This window comes from Pseudomonas sp. Mn2068, from assembly GCF_049319725.1.
In the GTDB taxonomy this organism is placed as follows: Bacteria; Pseudomonadota; Gammaproteobacteria; order Pseudomonadales; family Pseudomonadaceae; genus Aquipseudomonas; species Aquipseudomonas gingeri.
Map to the genome: position 1 here is coordinate 12,568 of NZ_JBMOUG010000026.1, position 14,960 is coordinate 27,527.

Here is a 14,960-nt window from a genome sequence, read left to right on the forward strand (position 1 = left end):
AAGGCTTACTTCTTGGCGACGTTGCCGCCTTCGCTCAAGCCCAGGTCAGCCAGTGCCTTGGCGGCAACCTTGGCTGGCAGTGGGATGTAGCCGTCCTTCACGACAACTTCCTGGCCCTGCTTGGACAGAACCAGCTTCACGAACTCGGCTTCCAGCGGGGCCAGAGGCTTGTTCGGTGCCTTGTTGACGTAGACGTAGAGGAAACGCGACAGCGGGTATTTGCCGTTCAGTGCGTTTTCTTCGCTGTCTTCGATGAACTCGGTGCTGCCTTTCTTCGACAGGGCAACGGTTTTCACGCTGGCGGTCTTGTAGCCGATACCCGAGTAGCCGATACCGTTCAGCGAGGAGCTGATGGACTGCACGACGGAAGCCGAACCAGGTTGTTCGTTCACGTTAGGCTTGTAGTCGCCTTTGCACAGGGCTTCTTCTTTGAAGTAGCCGTAGGTGCCGGATACCGAGTTACGACCGAACAGCTGGACCGGCTTGTTGGCCAGGTCGCCGGTCACGCCCAGGTCGCCCCAGGTCTTGACGTCGGCCTTGGCGCCGCACAGACGAGTCGAGGAGAAGATCGCGTCGACCTGTTCCATGGTCAGGTGCTGGATCGGGTTGTCCTTGTGCACGAATACCGCCAGGGCGTCCACAGCGACCGGGATGGCGGTCGGCTTGTAGCCGTACTTCTGCTCGAAGGCAGCCAGTTCGGTGTCCTTCATCTTGCGGCTCATCGGGCCCAGGTTCGAAGTGCCTTCAGTCAGGGCAGGTGGCGCGGTGGCGGAACCGGCGGCCTGAATCTGGATGTTCACGTTCGGGTATTCTTTCTTGTAGCCCTCGGCCCACAGGGTCATGAGGTTTGCCAGGGTATCGGAACCGACGCTGGACAAGTTGCCCGACACGCCTTGTACTTTTGTATAGGCCGGAATGGACGGGTCTACACCAGCGGCCACCGCGTGGGCAGTCGCGACGCCAGCAGCGACAAAAGTCATTGCCGCCAACAAACGTTTCAGTTTCATGCCTTGCTCCTAGCAGAGAGGGTTAAGTTGGATCGGGGCCAAGTATCGGCAGGCCGCATGAACACTCTATGACTGGTATGTGACAATTAGATGAAAGGCCAGCATCAAACAGAACGATCCCAATCTTTGTGAAAAGCCCCTGAAAACCTTGGATTTTCACGCGTTCAGCCAGATTCCCAGCACAAGCTCCGCATCATTTAGAAACACTCTGTAAACCATTGCCGCCACCATCCAGGTCTGAGCCCAGGCAATCGGCAGCGATCGGCTACATCTTGAAACTTCTCTACAGTTGACAAAACATAGCTAAAATACAAATTTGTCAACCTTGAGGAGGTTTCATGATCAACGACCGAATCCGCCAGGCCCGGCTGCTACGAGGCATGACTCTCGAGGCCCTGGCACTTCAGATGGGGGATATCACCAAGCAGGCCCTCAGCAAGTATGAGAAAGGGTTGGTGACTCCGAGCTCTACACGCCTGCTGCAATTGTCCAGGGCTCTGGATATGAGCCCTGAGTACTTCTTCCGCGCGCACTCGGTGGTGCTGGCTCCCCTGGAGTTTCGCAAACTGGCCAGGATGCCCCGGTACCGCCAGGTTCAGGTTGAAGAGCAGATGCGCGAATACCTTGAGCGTTATATAGCTCTGGAAGCGTGTTTCGACCCCCTGGATATCCTCACTTCCACCACTCCCGCCCAGATGATTCCCGTGACCTGTGCCGACGAGGCAGAGCAGGCCGCACAGACCTTGCGAGAATTCTGGGGCATTGGTGGCGACCCGGTTTCCCACTTGAGCGAGCAACTGGAAGAACATGGGATCAAGGTGGTCATGCTCAAGGGGCCGGATGACTTCGACGGTGCCTGTGCCGCCACCCGTGACGGACACCATGTGCTGATTGCGCTCAATGGCGAACGTCCCGGTGAACGCATCAGGTTCACCGCTGCCCATGAGCTGGGGCACTGGGTCATGCGACTCCCCGAGGCGATGCCTGAGCGGGACAAGGAAAACTGCTGCCATCGCTTCGCTGGGGCTTTCCTTTATCCGGCCAAATGCGTGATCGGCGATTTCGGTCATCACCCCAGATCGAAAGTACATCCACGCGAACTGCTGATTGCCAAGCGCCAATATGGACTCTCGATGCACGCGGCGTTACGCAGGCTCAAGGACCTGAATCTGCTCAGCGAGAATGGCTATAAATCCCTCATCATTCGATTCAGCGCCAACGGCTGGCGCAAATCAGAACCCGAGCCCATGCCATGCAGGGCTCCCCATCGCTTCGAATCACTGGTGTTCTGGGGATATGCGGAAGGCTTGATCACCCAGTCTCGTGCCGCCGAATTTCTACGCAAGCCCGTGACCGCCCTTGACCCGAACTTTCTGGGATCACTGGAGAGTGCATGAGTCTGATCTACGTCAGCGATACGAATATCTGGATCGACTTCAGAAATGCCGGATTGCTGGAGCAGTTGTTCAGGCTACCGTTCGCCTTGTGTTGCACTGACTTCGTATTGGCAGAATTGAAAGATTTCCCCCGCGAAGAGCTACTTGCCCATGGATTACGGGTCGAATCTTTTGACGGTGATGGGGTCATGAGGCTGTTCACGCTCAAGATAGAACACAACAACAGCTCCCTGGCCGACGTCTCATGCTATTTACTGGCCCAGGAAACCGGGCGCCCGCTTCTGACCGGGGATGGCAGACTCAGGCGCCAGGCGTTACGTGACGGGCTACAGGTACGTGGAGCGCTCTGGCTGCTGGATCTGATGGTGGAGCACACTGTCGTCCCCCCCGCCCGGGCAGCCGACTCACTGGAAAGCATGACAGCTCAGGGGGCACGGCTACCCGAGCAGGAATGCCGTGCCCGGATCAGCCGCTGGCGAGGGTGTCAGCTTCTATAAGCTAGCGGCCCTTCGCCCACAGGTAGCCGCCGACCAGCACGCCGACGCTGCAAATTATTGCAACATAATACGCAGGGCCCATCGGGCTTTCCTTGAGCAGCAGGGTGACGACCATCGGTGTCAGGCCGCCAAAGATCGCGTACGCCAGGTTGTAGGAGAACGACAGGCCGCTGAAGCGCACCACCGCCGGGAAAGCCTTGACCATGACATAAGGCACGGCGCCGATGGTGCCGACGAACAGGCCGCTCAGGGCATACAGCGGGAACAGCCACTCGGGGTGGGTCGGCAGGCTGCTGTAGAAGGTCCAGAACGTTGTCATCAGCGCCAGGCTGCCGACCACGAACACGCGGCCCGCGCCGAAACGGTCGGCCAGTGCGCCGGAGATGATGCAGCCCAACGTCAGGCAGACCGTCGCCAGGCTGTTGGCCTCCAGCGAGACGGTCGGGGCGAAGTGGTAGGCGGTCTGCAGCACGGTCGGGGTCATCAGGATCACCACCACCACGCCGGCCGACAACAGCCAGGTCAGCAGCATCGAGATCACGATCGCCCCGCGGTGATCACGCAATACCGCGCCCAGGGGAATGCCTTCGGACAAGGCCTTGCGCTGCTGCAGCTCGGCGAACACCGGGGTTTCATGCAGCCAGCGCCGCAGGTATACCGAGAACAGGCCGAACACACCGCCCAGCAGGAACGGGATCCGCCAGGCGTAATCGCTCACTTCGACCGGGGTGTAGACACTGTTGATCAGCGTCGCCACCAGCGAGCCCAGCAGGATGCCGGCGGTCAGGCCCGACGTCAGGGTGCCGCAGGCAAAGCCGATCTGCCGTTCCGGAACGTGCTCGGCGACGAAGACCCAGGCGCCCGGCACTTCACCGCCGATTGCGGCGCCCTGGATCACCCGCATCAACAGCAGCAGGATCGGCGCCCAGATGCCGATCTGCGCGTAGGTCGGCAGCAGGCCCATGATCAGGGTCGGCACGGCCATCAGGAAAATGCTCAGGGTGAACATTTTCTTGCGCCCCAGCAGGTCGCCGAAGTGCGCCATGACGATTCCGCCCAGCGGCCGCGCCAGGTAGCCGGCGGCGAAGATGCCGAACGTCTGCATCAGGCGCAACCACTCGGGCATGTCCGCCGGGAAGAACAACTTGCCCACCACAGCCGCGAAGAACACGAAAATGATGAAGTCGTAGAACTCCAGCGCACCTCCCAGGGCAGACAGCGACAACGTCTTGTAGTCATTACGGGTCAGCGGGCGCGAAGGTTGCGCAAGGCTGGGAGACACAGTGCTCATTGCAAGGCTTCTCTTGTATTGATAGGCAGGCCCGCAAAGATCGCACAAGCCGGGGAGGAGGAAAACGGTAAAGCGCAAAAAGGTCTCGCGGGCGGGGGCAGTGTCGCCAAGGAGAGGTGCACAGGGCAGGAAAAAACAACAAAATGTTTCAGAAAGTAAATGATGGCCCGATATAGAGCGATCGAAAGGGCTTTCTGATGGTCGTAGTCGAGCGGGTCGATCGATATACTGGTCAGTGTCGCCCTGATGGATGCTGTGCAAAAACGTCGTTGGAAACCCATTCCAGCCGGTTTCGCAGAGTTTCCCTTTAGTACGCCTTAGAGAAACGTGACGAACGTAGTATGTTCGAGCTGAATCGTTTTTCCTGAAGACGGCTATTCACCGGCAGTACCAACGTAGCGTCACGGGTCAGAGGCACCCCCCGTATGATCGAACTCGAACAAGAAGACCCAATCCCGCAAGGCGACCTCGCCCTGCAAATCACCGCGCTCCCGCGTGAAACCAATGGTTTCGGCGACATCTATGGCGGCTGGCTGGTCAACCAGATGGACCTCGCCGGCACGGCGATGGCCAGCAAGGTGGCCGGCGGGCGCGTGGCCACGGTCGCCATCGACCGCATGGCGTTCCTCGTGCCGGTCGCGGTCGGCGCGCAGTTGTCCTTTTATACCCAGGCCCTGGAAATCGGCCGCAGCTCGATCAAGATGATGGTCGAGGTGTGGAGCGACGACCCGCTGTCCAGCGAATGGCGCAAGGTCACCGAGGCGGTGTTCGTGTTCGTCGCCATCGACGGCAGCGGTCGCACCCGCTCCGTACCGCCACGGCGCTAAACCCGGGCGGTTTTTTGCGGTCCATTGCAGTTCCTGTTGCCGAGCGAGAACACCATGAGTACGCCCTACGTTGAAACGGTCAAGCTGGATGAACTGAACTGCTGGCGGATCCGCCACGGTCAGGCCGAATTGCTGGTAGCCCAGCAAGGCGCGCATATCCTCAGTTATCAGTTGGCCGGGCAACCGCCGCTGATCTGGCTCAACGACCAGGCCGAGTTCAAGCACGGCAAGAGCATTCGCGCCGGTGTGCCGGTGTGCTGGCCGTGGTTCGGGGTCTTCGCGCGCAACCCGGACAGCGTCCAGGCGATGCGCCAGAGCAGCGAGCCGCCAACCGCCCATGGCTTCGTCAGGACGCTGGAGTGGACATTGCTCGGTATCCAGGCCGACGACGACGGCGTGCTGGCGGAATTCGCCGTGCCGGCTCCCGAAGGTGGCTTTGCCGGCTGGCCGCACAAGGTCGGCCTCAAGCTGGCGATTCACCTGGGCGAACGGTTGCGGATCAGCCTCTCCAGCGAAAACCTCGACGATCATCCGGTCACCCTCAGCCAGGCACTGCACACCTATTTCGCCGTCAGCGATGTGCGCAACGTGCATGTCGAAGGCGTGGACGGCCTGGCCTATATCGACACGGCGGATGACTGGAAGCCGGCCCGGCAACAGGGCGAGTTGCGTTTCGTCGGTGAAACCGACCGCATCTACCAGGATGCGCCGGCGCAGTTGAGCATTGTCGACCCGACCTGGGAACGGCGGATCGAGCTGGACACCAGCGGCTCGCGCTCGGCGGTGATCTGGAACCCGTGGATCGGCCGCGCCAGCCAGTTCACCGACATGGCCGACGACGGCTGGCAGAAGATGCTCTGCATCGAAACCGCGAACGTGATGGATGACGTGGTGACGCTGGCACCGGGTGCCAGCCATACGCTGGGCGTGACTATCGGCAGCAGCCCGCTGGCCTGACATGAGGCGAGCGGGCTTGCCCGCTCGCCACCCTCAAAGATCCGACTCCTTCACCACCCGCACCTTACCCGCATCCAGCGCATACGCCGCATCGGCCAGGTCGTTGCTGACCTTCTCGATCTTCAGGGTCCCGGTCACCCACAGCGGCGTGTAGATATCGTCCAGCTTCAGGCCCTTGGGATAACGCACCAGCACCAGCTGGTTCGGCGGCGGTGGCGGCACGTGGATGCAGGCACCCGGATAGGGAACCAGGAAAAACAGGGTACTGCGGCCCTTGGCGTCGGTTTCCAGCGGCACCGGATAGCCACCGATACGAATGTCCTTGCCGTTCATGGCGGCGACGGTCTTGGTCGAATACATCACCGCCGGCAGGCCCTTGCTCTGCTTCAAGCCGCCCTTGGCGGTAAAGGTGCCGTTGGCTTCAGGCGAGTCATGGCTGATTTCCGGCATTTCTTCGAGGGCTTTCTGGTCCGACTTGGGCATCAGTTCCAGCCAGTCGGTTTCCGGCAGCTCGCCGGCGTGGGCCAGGCCGCTGCCCAGCAAAAGGAGTGTCAACAGAAGACGGCGCATGAGGGGCTCGGCAACAGGAAGTCAGGGCGAGCATTCTAGTCCTCTCCACGCGCCGCGCGGAGAGGACCTGGTCAGTTCGATCAGTTCTTTTTGATCAGACCGTAGATCACCAGCAGGACAATCGCACCGACGACCGCGCCGATAAAGCCCGCGCCTTGCCCGGCCTGGTAGATGCCCAGCGCCTGGCCACCGTAGGTCGCCGCCAGCGAACCGCCGATCCCCAGCAGGATGGTCATGATCCAGCCCATGCTGTCGTCGCCCGGCTTGAGAAAGCGCGCCACGAGGCCGACGATAAGACCGATGAAAATGGTTCCGATGATACCCATGACGTTGCCTCTGAGTGAGTGAGCCACACGCCAAAGCCTAGTCAGCACTTTGGCATCCTGCCATCAGAGGCTGGCGGGATCCGATGGTTCCCGCCGCGCAGGGATATCTTTACTCGGCGATCAGCGCTTCGACCCGCAGGATCTGCTGTTGCAGCGTGGCCTTGTCGGCGCAACGCAGGTTGGCGTGGCCGACCTTGCGCCCGGCCTTGAAGGCCTTGCCGTAGTGGTGCAGGTGGCAGTCGGCGATGGCGATGACCTTCTCCACCGGCGGCACGCTGCCGATAAAGTTCAGCATCGCGCTCTCGCCGACCTTGGCGGTCGAGCCCAGCGGCAGGCCGGCTACCGCCCGCAGGTGGTTCTCGAACTGGCTGCACTCGGCGCCTTCGGTGGTCCAGTGCCCGGAGTTGTGCACACGCGGGGCAATCTCGTTGGCCTTGAGGCCGCCGTCGACTTCGAAGAACTCGAAAGCCATCACGCCGACATAGTCCAGTTGCTTGAGCACCCGGCTGGAATAGTCTTCGGCCAGGGCCTGCAATGGGTGGTCGGTGCTGGCGATCGACAGCTTGAGGATGCCGCTCTCGTGGGTGTTGTGCACCAGCGGGTAGAAGCGGGTTTCGCCATCGCGGGCACGCACGGCGATCAGCGAGACTTCGCCGGTGAACGGCACGAAACCTTCCAGCAGGCAGGCGACGCTGCCCAGTTCGGCAAAGGTGCCGACCACATCGGCCGCGGTGCGCAGGACTTTCTGGCCCTTGCCGTCGTAACCCAGGGTACGGGTCTTCAACACGGCCGGCAGGCCGATGCTGGCGACCGCCGCATCCAGGTCCGCCTGGGACTGGATATCGGCGAAGGCCGGGGTCGGGATCCCCAGCTCCTTGAACATGCTTTTTTCGAACCAGCGATCGCGGGCGATGCGCAGGGCTTCGGCGCTCGGGTAGACCGGCACGAACTGCGACAGGAAAGCCACGGTTTCCGCGGGGACGCTTTCGAACTCGAAGGTCACCAGGTCGACTTCATCGGCCAACTGGCGCAGGTGATCCTGATCGCCGTAGTCGGCTCGCAGATGTTCGCCCAGGGCGGCTGCGCAGGCATCCGGCGCCGGGTCGAGGAAAGCGAAGTTCATCCCCAGCGGCGTACCCGCCAGGGCCAACATGCGGCCGAGCTGGCCGCCACCGATTACACCGATCTTCATCGTCAAAAACCTCAGGCGACGCGCGGGTCTGGATTATCCAGCACGCTGTCTGTCTGTTCAGCACGGAATTTTTTCAGCACGGTATGAAAGTGCGGATGCTTGGCGCCCAGGATGCTCGCCGACAGCAGCGCGGCGTTGATCGCGCCGGCCTTGCCGATGGCCAGGGTGGCGACCGGGATGCCCGCGGGCATCTGCACGATCGACAGCAGCGAGTCCACGCCCGAGAGCATCGACGACTGCACTGGCACGCCCAGCACCGGCAGGTGGGTCTTGGCCGCACACATGCCCGGCAGGTGGGCCGCGCCACCGGCACCGGCGATGATCACCTCGATGCCACGGGACTCGGCCTCTTCGGCGTACTGGAACAGCAGGTCCGGGGTGCGATGGGCCGAAACCACTTTCACCTCGTAAGGGATGCCGAGCTTTTCCAGCATATCGGCGGTGTGGCTAAGGGTGGACCAATCGGACTTGGAGCCCATGATCACGCCAACCAGTGCGCTCATCGTCGTGCCTCTTCTCTTGGGCGCCCGCAGGCGCGTCAAAAAACAACAAGCCACGCGGGAAGACCGGCGTGGCTTGTTATGCGAATTATGGCCGGGCGAACCGGCCGAAGGCCGCGCAGTATACCGAAAAATCCGCGTCGTACGCACTTTCTGCGACCGTCTGTCGTTCGCTGGATTTTAGCCGCTGAAGGCCGGTTTACCTGACTTTCAGGTCAATCCAGGACATTGTGGGAGCTGGCTTTCCAGCGATTGCGGCCGCAAGAGCAATGCAAGGCTCAAGGGCCTCATCGCCGGCAAGCCGGCTCCTACAAGGTCCCAGGCTGGACGATAGTCCGTGGTGAGCCCCGATCCTGTGGGAGCGGGCTTGCCAGCGATTGCGGTCGCAAGAGCAATGCAAGGCTCAAGGGCCCCATCGCCGGCAAGCCGGCTCCTACAAGGTCCCAGGCTGGACGACAGTCCGTGGTGAACCCCGATTCTGTGGGAGCTGGCTTGCCAGCGATTGCGGTCGCAAGAGCAATGCAAGGCTCAAGGGCCCCATCGCCGGCAAGCCGGCTCCTACAAGGTCCCGGGCTGGACGATAGTCCGTGGTGCCCCCCTCAACCCTGTGGGAGCTGGCTTGCCAGCGATTGCGGCCGCAAGAGCAATGCAAGGCTCAAGGGCCTCATCGCCGGCAAGCCGGCTCCTACAGGGTCCCAGGCTGGACGACAGTCCGTGGTGCCCCTCCGATCCTGTGGGAGCTGGGCGATATTCAGGTCGGGGCCGGCGTCTGCGCCGCAGCGCCTTCCAGCTTGCGCCACAACAGGCGCACATTCGCCTTGCGCACCAGCGCGCAGCGATACAGGCGGATCTCCAGCGGCACATGCCATTGCGCGCCGCCACAAACCACCAGTTCGCCCCGCGCCAGCTCGGCCCGCACGCTCAACTGCGGCACCCAGGCGATGCCCAGGCCCTCCAGCGCCATGCTCTTGAGGCTGTCGGCCATGGCCGTCTCGTACACCGTGGTGAAACGCAGGTTGCGCTGGCGCAGCAGCAGGTTCACCGAACGCCCGAGAAATGCCCCGGCGCTGTAGGCCAGCAACGGCACGCTGGCCTCGCCTTCCAGGTCGAACAGCGGCTTGCCGTCCGGCCCCGCCGCGCACACCGGGAGCATTTCGGTATGCCCCAGGTGCAACGACGGAAAGATCTCCGCGTCCATCTGCAACGCCGCATCCGGGTCATAGAACGCCAGCATCAGGTCGCAACCGCCCTCGCGCAGCGCATGCACCGCGTCGCCAACGTTGGTCGCCACCAGCCGCGTGGCGATGTTCAGCCCTTCGTTGCGCAACTGCGCGATCCACCGCGGGAAGAAGCCCAGCGCCAGGGAGTGCGCCGCCGCCACCTGCATGACTTCGCCCTGCCCGCCTTCCAGATGATGCAGATGGCGCACCACCTCGCCCAGTTGCTCGACCACCGTTCGCGCCGTCACCAGGAACAGCTGGCCGGCCGCCGTCAGCTCGATCGGCGTGCGCGAGCGATTGACCAGGGTCAGGCCCAGCGCCGCTTCCAGGCTGCGAATCCGTCGGCTGAACGCCGGCTGCGTGACGAAGCGACGCTCGGCAGCCTGGGAAAAGCTACGCGTCGCCGCCAGGGCACTGAAATCTTCCAACCATTTGCTTTCGAGATTCATTGGCCCTTCCCTCCTCCAAGCGCACCATTTTGGTTCACACGCTCGCCACACACAATGCGTCACATCGGCATTATGCCGTTTGTGCATAGGGCAGCGCCGAACAGCATTGGCCCAAAAATTCCCTCAAGCCTAGCATTGCCAACGTTCCGGCATTGACCGGGTCCATTTCGAGATGATTTCTATCATGTCCTCCGCTGCATCTTTCCGCTCAGAAAAAGACCTGCTTGGCGTACTCGACGTACCTGCCGACGCGTACTACGGCATCCAGACCCTGCGAGCGGTGAACAACTTCCGCCTCTCCGGCGTTCCGATTTCGCACTACCCGAAACTGGTCGTGGCCCTGGCCATGGTCAAGCAAGCCGCCGCCGACGCCAACCGCGAACTGGGGCACCTGAGCGAAGCCAAGCACGCCGCCATCAGCGAGGCCTGTGCCCGCCTGATCCGCGGTGATTTCCACGAGCAGTTCGTGGTGGACATGATTCAAGGCGGCGCTGGCACTTCAACCAACATGAATGCCAACGAAGTCATCGCCAACATCGCGCTGGAGGCCATGGGCCACGGCAAGGGCGAATACCAGTACCTGCACCCGAACAACGACGTGAACATGGCGCAGTCGACCAACGACGCCTACCCGACGGCCATCCGCCTGGGTCTGCTGCTGGGCCACGACGCCCTGCTCGCCAGCCTCGACAGCCTGATCCAGGCCTTCGCCGCCAAGGGTGAAGAGTTCAGCCACGTCCTGAAAATGGGCCGCACCCAGTTGCAGGACGCCGTGCCGATGACCCTCGGCCAGGAGTTCCGCGCCTTCGCCACCACCCTGAGCGAAGACCTGGCCCGCCTGAAGACCCTAGCACCGGAAGTGCTGACCGAAGTCAACCTGGGCGGCACCGCCATCGGCACCGGCATCAACGCCGACCCGCGCTACCAGCAACTGGCCGTCGACCGCCTGGCGATCATCAGCGGCCAGCCGCTGGTTCCGGCCGCCGACCTGATCGAAGCCACCTCCGACATGGGCGCCTTCGTGCTGTTCTCCGGCATGCTCAAGCGCACCGCGGTCAAGCTGTCGAAGATCTGCAACGACCTGCGCCTGCTGTCCAGCGGCCCACGTACCGGCATCAACGAAATCAACTTGCCGGCGCGCCAGCCGGGCAGCTCGATCATGCCCGGCAAGGTCAACCCGGTGATCCCGGAAGCGGTCAACCAGGTGGCCTTCCAGATCATCGGCAACGACCTGGCCCTGACCATTGCGGCCGAAGGCGGCCAGTTGCAACTGAACGTAATGGAGCCGCTGATCGCCTTCAAGATCTTCGACTCGATCCGCCTGCTGCAACGCGCCATGGACATGCTGCGCGAACACTGCATCGTCGGCATCACCGCCAACGAAGCACGCTGCCGCGAACTGGTGGAACACTCCATCGGCCTGGTCACCGCGCTGAACCCGTACATCGGCTATGAAAACGCCACCCGTATCGCCCGCATCGCCCTCGAAAGCGGCCGCGGCGTACTGGAACTGGTGCGCGAGGAAGGCCTGCTCGACGATACGATGCTCGCCGACATCCTGCGCCCGGAAAACATGATTGCCCCGCGTCTGGTTCCACTGAAGGCCTGACCCTCAGTGACAGATCGCAAACCGCTCACCAGGTCGAGGGACTAGACACCTCTCACCTTTTGAGGGCCTGAAGGTCACTCTTCAGGCCCTTTTTTTTAACTGATTTTTCATGGCAACACCGTTCCCGACAACCGTTCAGCAGACGCGCATTACTCGCCAACCGACTGGCGAGGCTTCTAGGACAGCGGTTCCAGGGTGCAAAGATGAAAAATGACAGGCCGTGCAGACGTTGGCGGTCCTGATCGGTATAGTGCCGCCCCTCTTCGCGTAAGCGATCCGCGGCACAGTGGAACCGAAACACGCGAAACAACACTAAAAACAACCCGCGAAAGCTCGGGACGATTTATCGCCAGCCCACACTGCCCTGCAACACCGGGTGTAACGCGATATTTCAAACGAGCCGCCTTTGCATCAAAAACAGCGAGGAACCATCCATGCTCGAAGTCATTAACGACTTCCTCTCAGGGAAAGTACTGATCGTGCTCATTGTCGGGCTCGGTAGCTACTTCACGATCCGCTCACGGTTCGTCCAGTTTCGCCATTTCGCCCATATGTTCACGGTTTTCAAGGAATCCCTGCGCGGCCAGGCGGGCCAACTCAGCTCCTTCCAGGCCCTGATGCTGAGCCTGGCCGGCCGCGTCGGCGCCGGTAACATCGCCGGTGTCGGCATCGCCGTGACCCTCGGCGGCCCGGGCGCCGTGTTCTGGATGTGGGTCACCGCACTGGTGGGCATGTCCAGCAGCTTCTTCGAATGTACGCTGGCCCAGGTCTACAAGCGCGCCGATGGCGACGGCCTGTACCGTGGTGGTCCGGCCTACTACATCCAGCATGGCCTGAAGCTCAAGGGCATGGCGGTGATATTCTCCATCCTGCTGCTGGTCACCTACGGCTTCGCCTTCAACGGCCTGCAGTCGTACACCGTCACCCACTCCCTGCAGAACGCCTTCGGCTTCGACCCGGCCCACACCGGTATCGCCCTGGCCGTGCTGCTGGCAATCGTCTTCCTCGGCGGCATCAAGCGCATCGCCGCGGTCTCCGACCTGCTGGTTCCGATCAAGACCCTGGCCTACATCGGCGTCACCCTGTACGTGATCGGCAGCCAGATCGAGCACGTTCCGGCCATGCTGGAAACCATCTTCAAGAGCGCCTTCGGCCTTGACCCTGCGTTCGGCGGCCTGCTCGGCAGCGCCATCGTCATGGGTGTGAAGCGTGGCGTGTTCGCCAACGAAGCAGGCCTGGGCAGCGCCCCGAACGTCGCCGCCGTGGCCGCCGTGAAACACCCGGGCGCCCAGGGCGTGGTCCAGGCGTTCAGCGTGTTTCTCGACACCTTCGTGATCTGCACCTGCACCGCCCTGCTGATCCTGCTGTCGGGCTTCTACACGCCGGGCTTCGAAGGTGACGGCATCGTCCTGACCCAGAACTCCCTGGCCGCGGTGGTCGGTGACTGGGGCCGCGTGTTCGTCAGCGTCGCCCTGTCGCTGTTCGTGTTCACCTGCATCCTCTACAACTACTACCTGGGCGAGAACAGCCTGCAGTTCCTGACCCGCAACCGTGTCGTGCTGATGGTCTACCGCGCCCTGATCCTGGCCCTGGTGGTCTGGGGTTCGGTGCAGAACCTGGGAACCGTGTTCGCTTTCGCCGACATCACCATGACCTGCCTGGCCTTCGTCAACCTGATCGCCCTGGCCATGCTGTTCAAGGTCGGCCTGCGCGTGATGCGCGACTACGACGGACAGCGCCGCGCCGGCGTTGGCCAGCCGGTGTTCGATTCCAGCAAGTTCGCCGACCTGGATCTGGACCTGAAAGCCTGGCCGGCCAATCCGGACCAGCCAGTGTCCCGCGAGCAGGAAGCAGCCCAGGGCGTGCCCGCCACGCAACGCTGATCGCAGCCCCTCGGGCGGCGCCCTGCCGTCCGATGCGAAAGATCCACCGGGTGGCGTCCCAGCCGCCCGACGTGACACACCTTGCGTCCGCAGGCATGCTGCGGCGCAAGGTGTATTCGTCCAGGAGAACCATCAATGAACCCCGTCACTTATCCCGCCGCGCGGCACGTCATGGTGCTCTACACCGGCGGCACCATCGGCATGCAGGCCAGTGCCGGCGGCCTGGCCCCGGCTTCCGGTTTCGAAGCGCGGATGCGCGAGTACCTGCTCAGCCAGCCGGCACTGGTCGTTGCGCAATGGCGCTTTCGTGAGATGGCGCCGCTGATCGACAGCGCCAACATGACCCCCGAGTACTGGCTGCGCCTGCGGGACGCGGTGGTCGATGCGGTCGAGCAGCAACAGTGCGACAGCGTGCTGGTCCTGCACGGCACCGATACCCTGGCCTACAGCGCGGCGGCCATGAGCTTCCAGTTGCTGGGGCTACGGGCACCGGTGGTGTTTACCGGCTCCATGCTGCCGGCGGGCGTGCCGGACAGCGATGCCTGGGAAAACGTCAGCGGTGCGCTGGTCGCCCTCGGCCAGGGCCTGGCGCCGGGGGTGCATCTGCATTTCCATGGCGAAATGCTCTCGCCGACCCGCTGCGCGAAGATTCGCAGCTTTGGCCGTCATCCGTTCGCGGCCCTCGCTCGTACCGGTGGTGCGGCCAGGGCCACTGACTTGCCGGCGCAACTGGACTACCACCAGGCCCGCCAGCTGACGACGGTCGGCGTCCTGCCACTGGTGCCGGGCATCGGCGCCGCGCAGCTGGACGCGATGATCGACAGCGGTATCCAGGCCCTGGTGCTGGAGTGTTTCGGCAGCGGCACCGGACCGAGCGACAACCCGGCGTTCCTCGCCAGTCTCCAGAGGGCGCAGAAGCGGGGCATAGTGGTGGTGGCGATCACCCAGTGCCATGAAGGCGGTGTCGAGCTGGACGTCTATGAGGCCGGCAGCCGTCTGCGCGGCGTCGGCGTGCTGTCCGGCGGCGGCATGACCCGGGAAGCGGCGTTCGGCAAACTGCATGCCCTGCTCGGGGCCGGCCTGGAGTCGGCCGAAGTGCGACGTCTGGTCGAACTCGATCTGTGCGGCGAACTGCGCTGACAATCGCCTGCCGATCCCTGCGACACCCGACCTCCAGTGAGCCCCGCGCACTGGAGGTCAATTCTTCCTTCCTACCCAGCCAATCTGATCAGTCC

Annotated in this window: 14 protein-coding genes; 7 read left to right on the forward strand and 7 right to left on the reverse strand. The window is 62.7% G+C overall.

Translation table 11 applies throughout. The features are described from left to right. Positions 1 to 5 precede the first annotated feature (5 nt). Positions 6 to 1,007 (reverse strand): phosphate ABC transporter substrate-binding protein PstS, encoded by a 1,002-nt coding sequence (locus ACL9RJ_RS32505; protein WP_422765998.1) that lies wholly within the window; start codon positions 1,005 to 1,007, stop codon positions 6 to 8. Between the two features lie 338 nt (positions 1,008 to 1,345). On the opposite strand from ACL9RJ_RS32505, the gene ACL9RJ_RS32510 reads away from it, so the two are divergent. Then, positions 1,346 to 2,404 carry a helix-turn-helix domain-containing protein gene (locus ACL9RJ_RS32510; RefSeq protein ID WP_212810294.1) on the forward strand — a complete coding sequence of 353 codons (1,059 nt, stop codon included), beginning with the start codon at positions 1,346 to 1,348 and terminating at the stop codon, positions 2,402 to 2,404. Further along, positions 2,401 to 2,901 (forward strand): type II toxin-antitoxin system VapC family toxin, encoded by a 501-nt coding sequence (locus tag ACL9RJ_RS32515; RefSeq protein ID WP_212810295.1) that lies wholly within the window; start codon positions 2,401 to 2,403, stop codon positions 2,899 to 2,901. The genes ACL9RJ_RS32510 and ACL9RJ_RS32515 overlap by 4 nt, the downstream gene beginning before the upstream one ends. A 1-nt stretch (position 2,902) precedes the next feature. Here ACL9RJ_RS32515 and ACL9RJ_RS32520 read toward each other — a convergent pair whose 3' ends face one another. Then, positions 2,903 to 4,192 carry an MFS transporter gene (locus ACL9RJ_RS32520; protein ID WP_017124178.1) on the reverse strand — a complete coding sequence of 430 codons (1,290 nt, stop codon included), beginning with the start codon at positions 4,190 to 4,192 and terminating at the stop codon, positions 2,903 to 2,905. 425 nt (positions 4,193 to 4,617) lie between these two features. On the opposite strand from ACL9RJ_RS32520, the gene ACL9RJ_RS32525 reads away from it, so the two are divergent. Both ACL9RJ_RS32525 and ACL9RJ_RS32530 read left to right on the forward strand, forming a co-directional pair. Further along, a complete protein-coding gene (locus ACL9RJ_RS32525; protein WP_017124176.1) occupies positions 4,618 to 5,019 on the forward strand; it encodes an acyl-CoA thioesterase in 402 nt (133 codons plus the stop codon). A gap of 54 nt (positions 5,020 to 5,073) precedes the next feature. Then, positions 5,074 to 5,976, forward strand: a complete 903-nt coding sequence (locus ACL9RJ_RS32530) for a D-hexose-6-phosphate mutarotase (protein ID WP_212810296.1) — start codon at positions 5,074 to 5,076, stop codon at positions 5,974 to 5,976. A gap of 33 nt (positions 5,977 to 6,009) precedes the next feature. Here the strand turns inward: ACL9RJ_RS32530 and ACL9RJ_RS32535 are convergent, their stop codons facing one another. From ACL9RJ_RS32535 to ACL9RJ_RS32555, 5 genes are all read right to left on the reverse strand, one after another. Then, positions 6,010 to 6,546 (reverse strand): DUF3299 domain-containing protein, encoded by a 537-nt coding sequence (locus ACL9RJ_RS32535; protein WP_017124174.1) that lies wholly within the window; start codon positions 6,544 to 6,546, stop codon positions 6,010 to 6,012. Positions 6,547 to 6,626: 80 nt separating this feature from the next. Then, positions 6,627 to 6,872, reverse strand: a complete 246-nt coding sequence (locus ACL9RJ_RS32540) for a GlsB/YeaQ/YmgE family stress response membrane protein (protein ID WP_017124173.1) — start codon at positions 6,870 to 6,872, stop codon at positions 6,627 to 6,629. A gap of 109 nt (positions 6,873 to 6,981) precedes the next feature. Next, complete coding sequence (locus ACL9RJ_RS32545) at positions 6,982 to 8,064, reverse strand: 5-(carboxyamino)imidazole ribonucleotide synthase (protein ID WP_212810297.1); 1,083 nt, start codon at positions 8,062 to 8,064, stop codon at positions 6,982 to 6,984. An 11-nt stretch (positions 8,065 to 8,075) separates the two neighbouring features. After that, entirely contained in the window at positions 8,076 to 8,567 is a 492-nt protein-coding gene (purE, locus tag ACL9RJ_RS32550) for a 5-(carboxyamino)imidazole ribonucleotide mutase (protein WP_017124171.1), read from the reverse strand. Between the two features lie 748 nt (positions 8,568 to 9,315). Further along, positions 9,316 to 10,233, reverse strand: coding sequence for a LysR substrate-binding domain-containing protein (locus tag ACL9RJ_RS32555; RefSeq protein ID WP_017124170.1), 918 nt, complete (start codon positions 10,231 to 10,233; stop codon positions 9,316 to 9,318). Between the two features lie 184 nt (positions 10,234 to 10,417). Here ACL9RJ_RS32555 and aspA point away from each other — a divergent pair, with 184 nt between their 5' ends. The 3 genes from aspA to ACL9RJ_RS32570 all read left to right on the forward strand — a co-directional run bounded on the left by aspA (position 10,418) and on the right by ACL9RJ_RS32570 (position 14,865). Further along, positions 10,418 to 11,842: an aspartate ammonia-lyase gene (aspA, locus tag ACL9RJ_RS32560; protein WP_422765999.1), complete on the forward strand. Its 1,425-nt coding sequence runs from the start codon at positions 10,418 to 10,420 to the stop codon at positions 11,840 to 11,842. Positions 11,843 to 12,276: 434 nt separating this feature from the next. Continuing rightward, positions 12,277 to 13,725, forward strand: coding sequence for an alanine/glycine:cation symporter family protein (locus tag ACL9RJ_RS32565; protein ID WP_017124168.1), 1,449 nt, complete (start codon positions 12,277 to 12,279; stop codon positions 13,723 to 13,725). Between the two features lie 135 nt (positions 13,726 to 13,860). Continuing rightward, on the forward strand, positions 13,861 to 14,865 hold the full coding sequence (locus ACL9RJ_RS32570) for an asparaginase (protein WP_177118212.1): 1,005 nt from the start codon (positions 13,861 to 13,863) through the stop codon (positions 14,863 to 14,865). Positions 14,866 to 14,960: the final 95 nt, after the last annotated feature.

Coding starts and splice junctions, on each gene's coding strand:
- ACL9RJ_RS32505 (WP_422765998.1), bottom strand. CDS start 1,007: ATGAAACTGAAACGTTTGTTGGCGGCAATGACTTTTGTCGCTGCTGGC.
- ACL9RJ_RS32510 (WP_212810294.1), top strand. CDS start 1,346: ATGATCAACGACCGAATCCGCCAGGCCCGGCTGCTACGAGGCATGACT.
- ACL9RJ_RS32515 (WP_212810295.1), top strand. CDS start 2,401: ATGAGTCTGATCTACGTCAGCGATACGAATATCTGGATCGACTTCAGA.
- ACL9RJ_RS32520 (WP_017124178.1), bottom strand. CDS start 4,192: ATGAGCACTGTGTCTCCCAGCCTTGCGCAACCTTCGCGCCCGCTGACC.
- ACL9RJ_RS32525 (WP_017124176.1), top strand. CDS start 4,618: ATGATCGAACTCGAACAAGAAGACCCAATCCCGCAAGGCGACCTCGCC.
- ACL9RJ_RS32530 (WP_212810296.1), top strand. CDS start 5,074: ATGAGTACGCCCTACGTTGAAACGGTCAAGCTGGATGAACTGAACTGC.
- ACL9RJ_RS32535 (WP_017124174.1), bottom strand. CDS start 6,546: ATGCGCCGTCTTCTGTTGACACTCCTTTTGCTGGGCAGCGGCCTGGCC.
- ACL9RJ_RS32540 (WP_017124173.1), bottom strand. CDS start 6,872: ATGGGTATCATCGGAACCATTTTCATCGGTCTTATCGTCGGCCTCGTG.
- ACL9RJ_RS32545 (WP_212810297.1), bottom strand. CDS start 8,064: ATGAAGATCGGTGTAATCGGTGGCGGCCAGCTCGGCCGCATGTTGGCC.
- purE (WP_017124171.1), bottom strand. CDS start 8,567: ATGAGCGCACTGGTTGGCGTGATCATGGGCTCCAAGTCCGATTGGTCC.
- ACL9RJ_RS32555 (WP_017124170.1), bottom strand. CDS start 10,233: ATGAATCTCGAAAGCAAATGGTTGGAAGATTTCAGTGCCCTGGCGGCG.
- aspA (WP_422765999.1), top strand. CDS start 10,418: ATGTCCTCCGCTGCATCTTTCCGCTCAGAAAAAGACCTGCTTGGCGTA.
- ACL9RJ_RS32565 (WP_017124168.1), top strand. CDS start 12,277: ATGCTCGAAGTCATTAACGACTTCCTCTCAGGGAAAGTACTGATCGTG.
- ACL9RJ_RS32570 (WP_177118212.1), top strand. CDS start 13,861: ATGAACCCCGTCACTTATCCCGCCGCGCGGCACGTCATGGTGCTCTAC.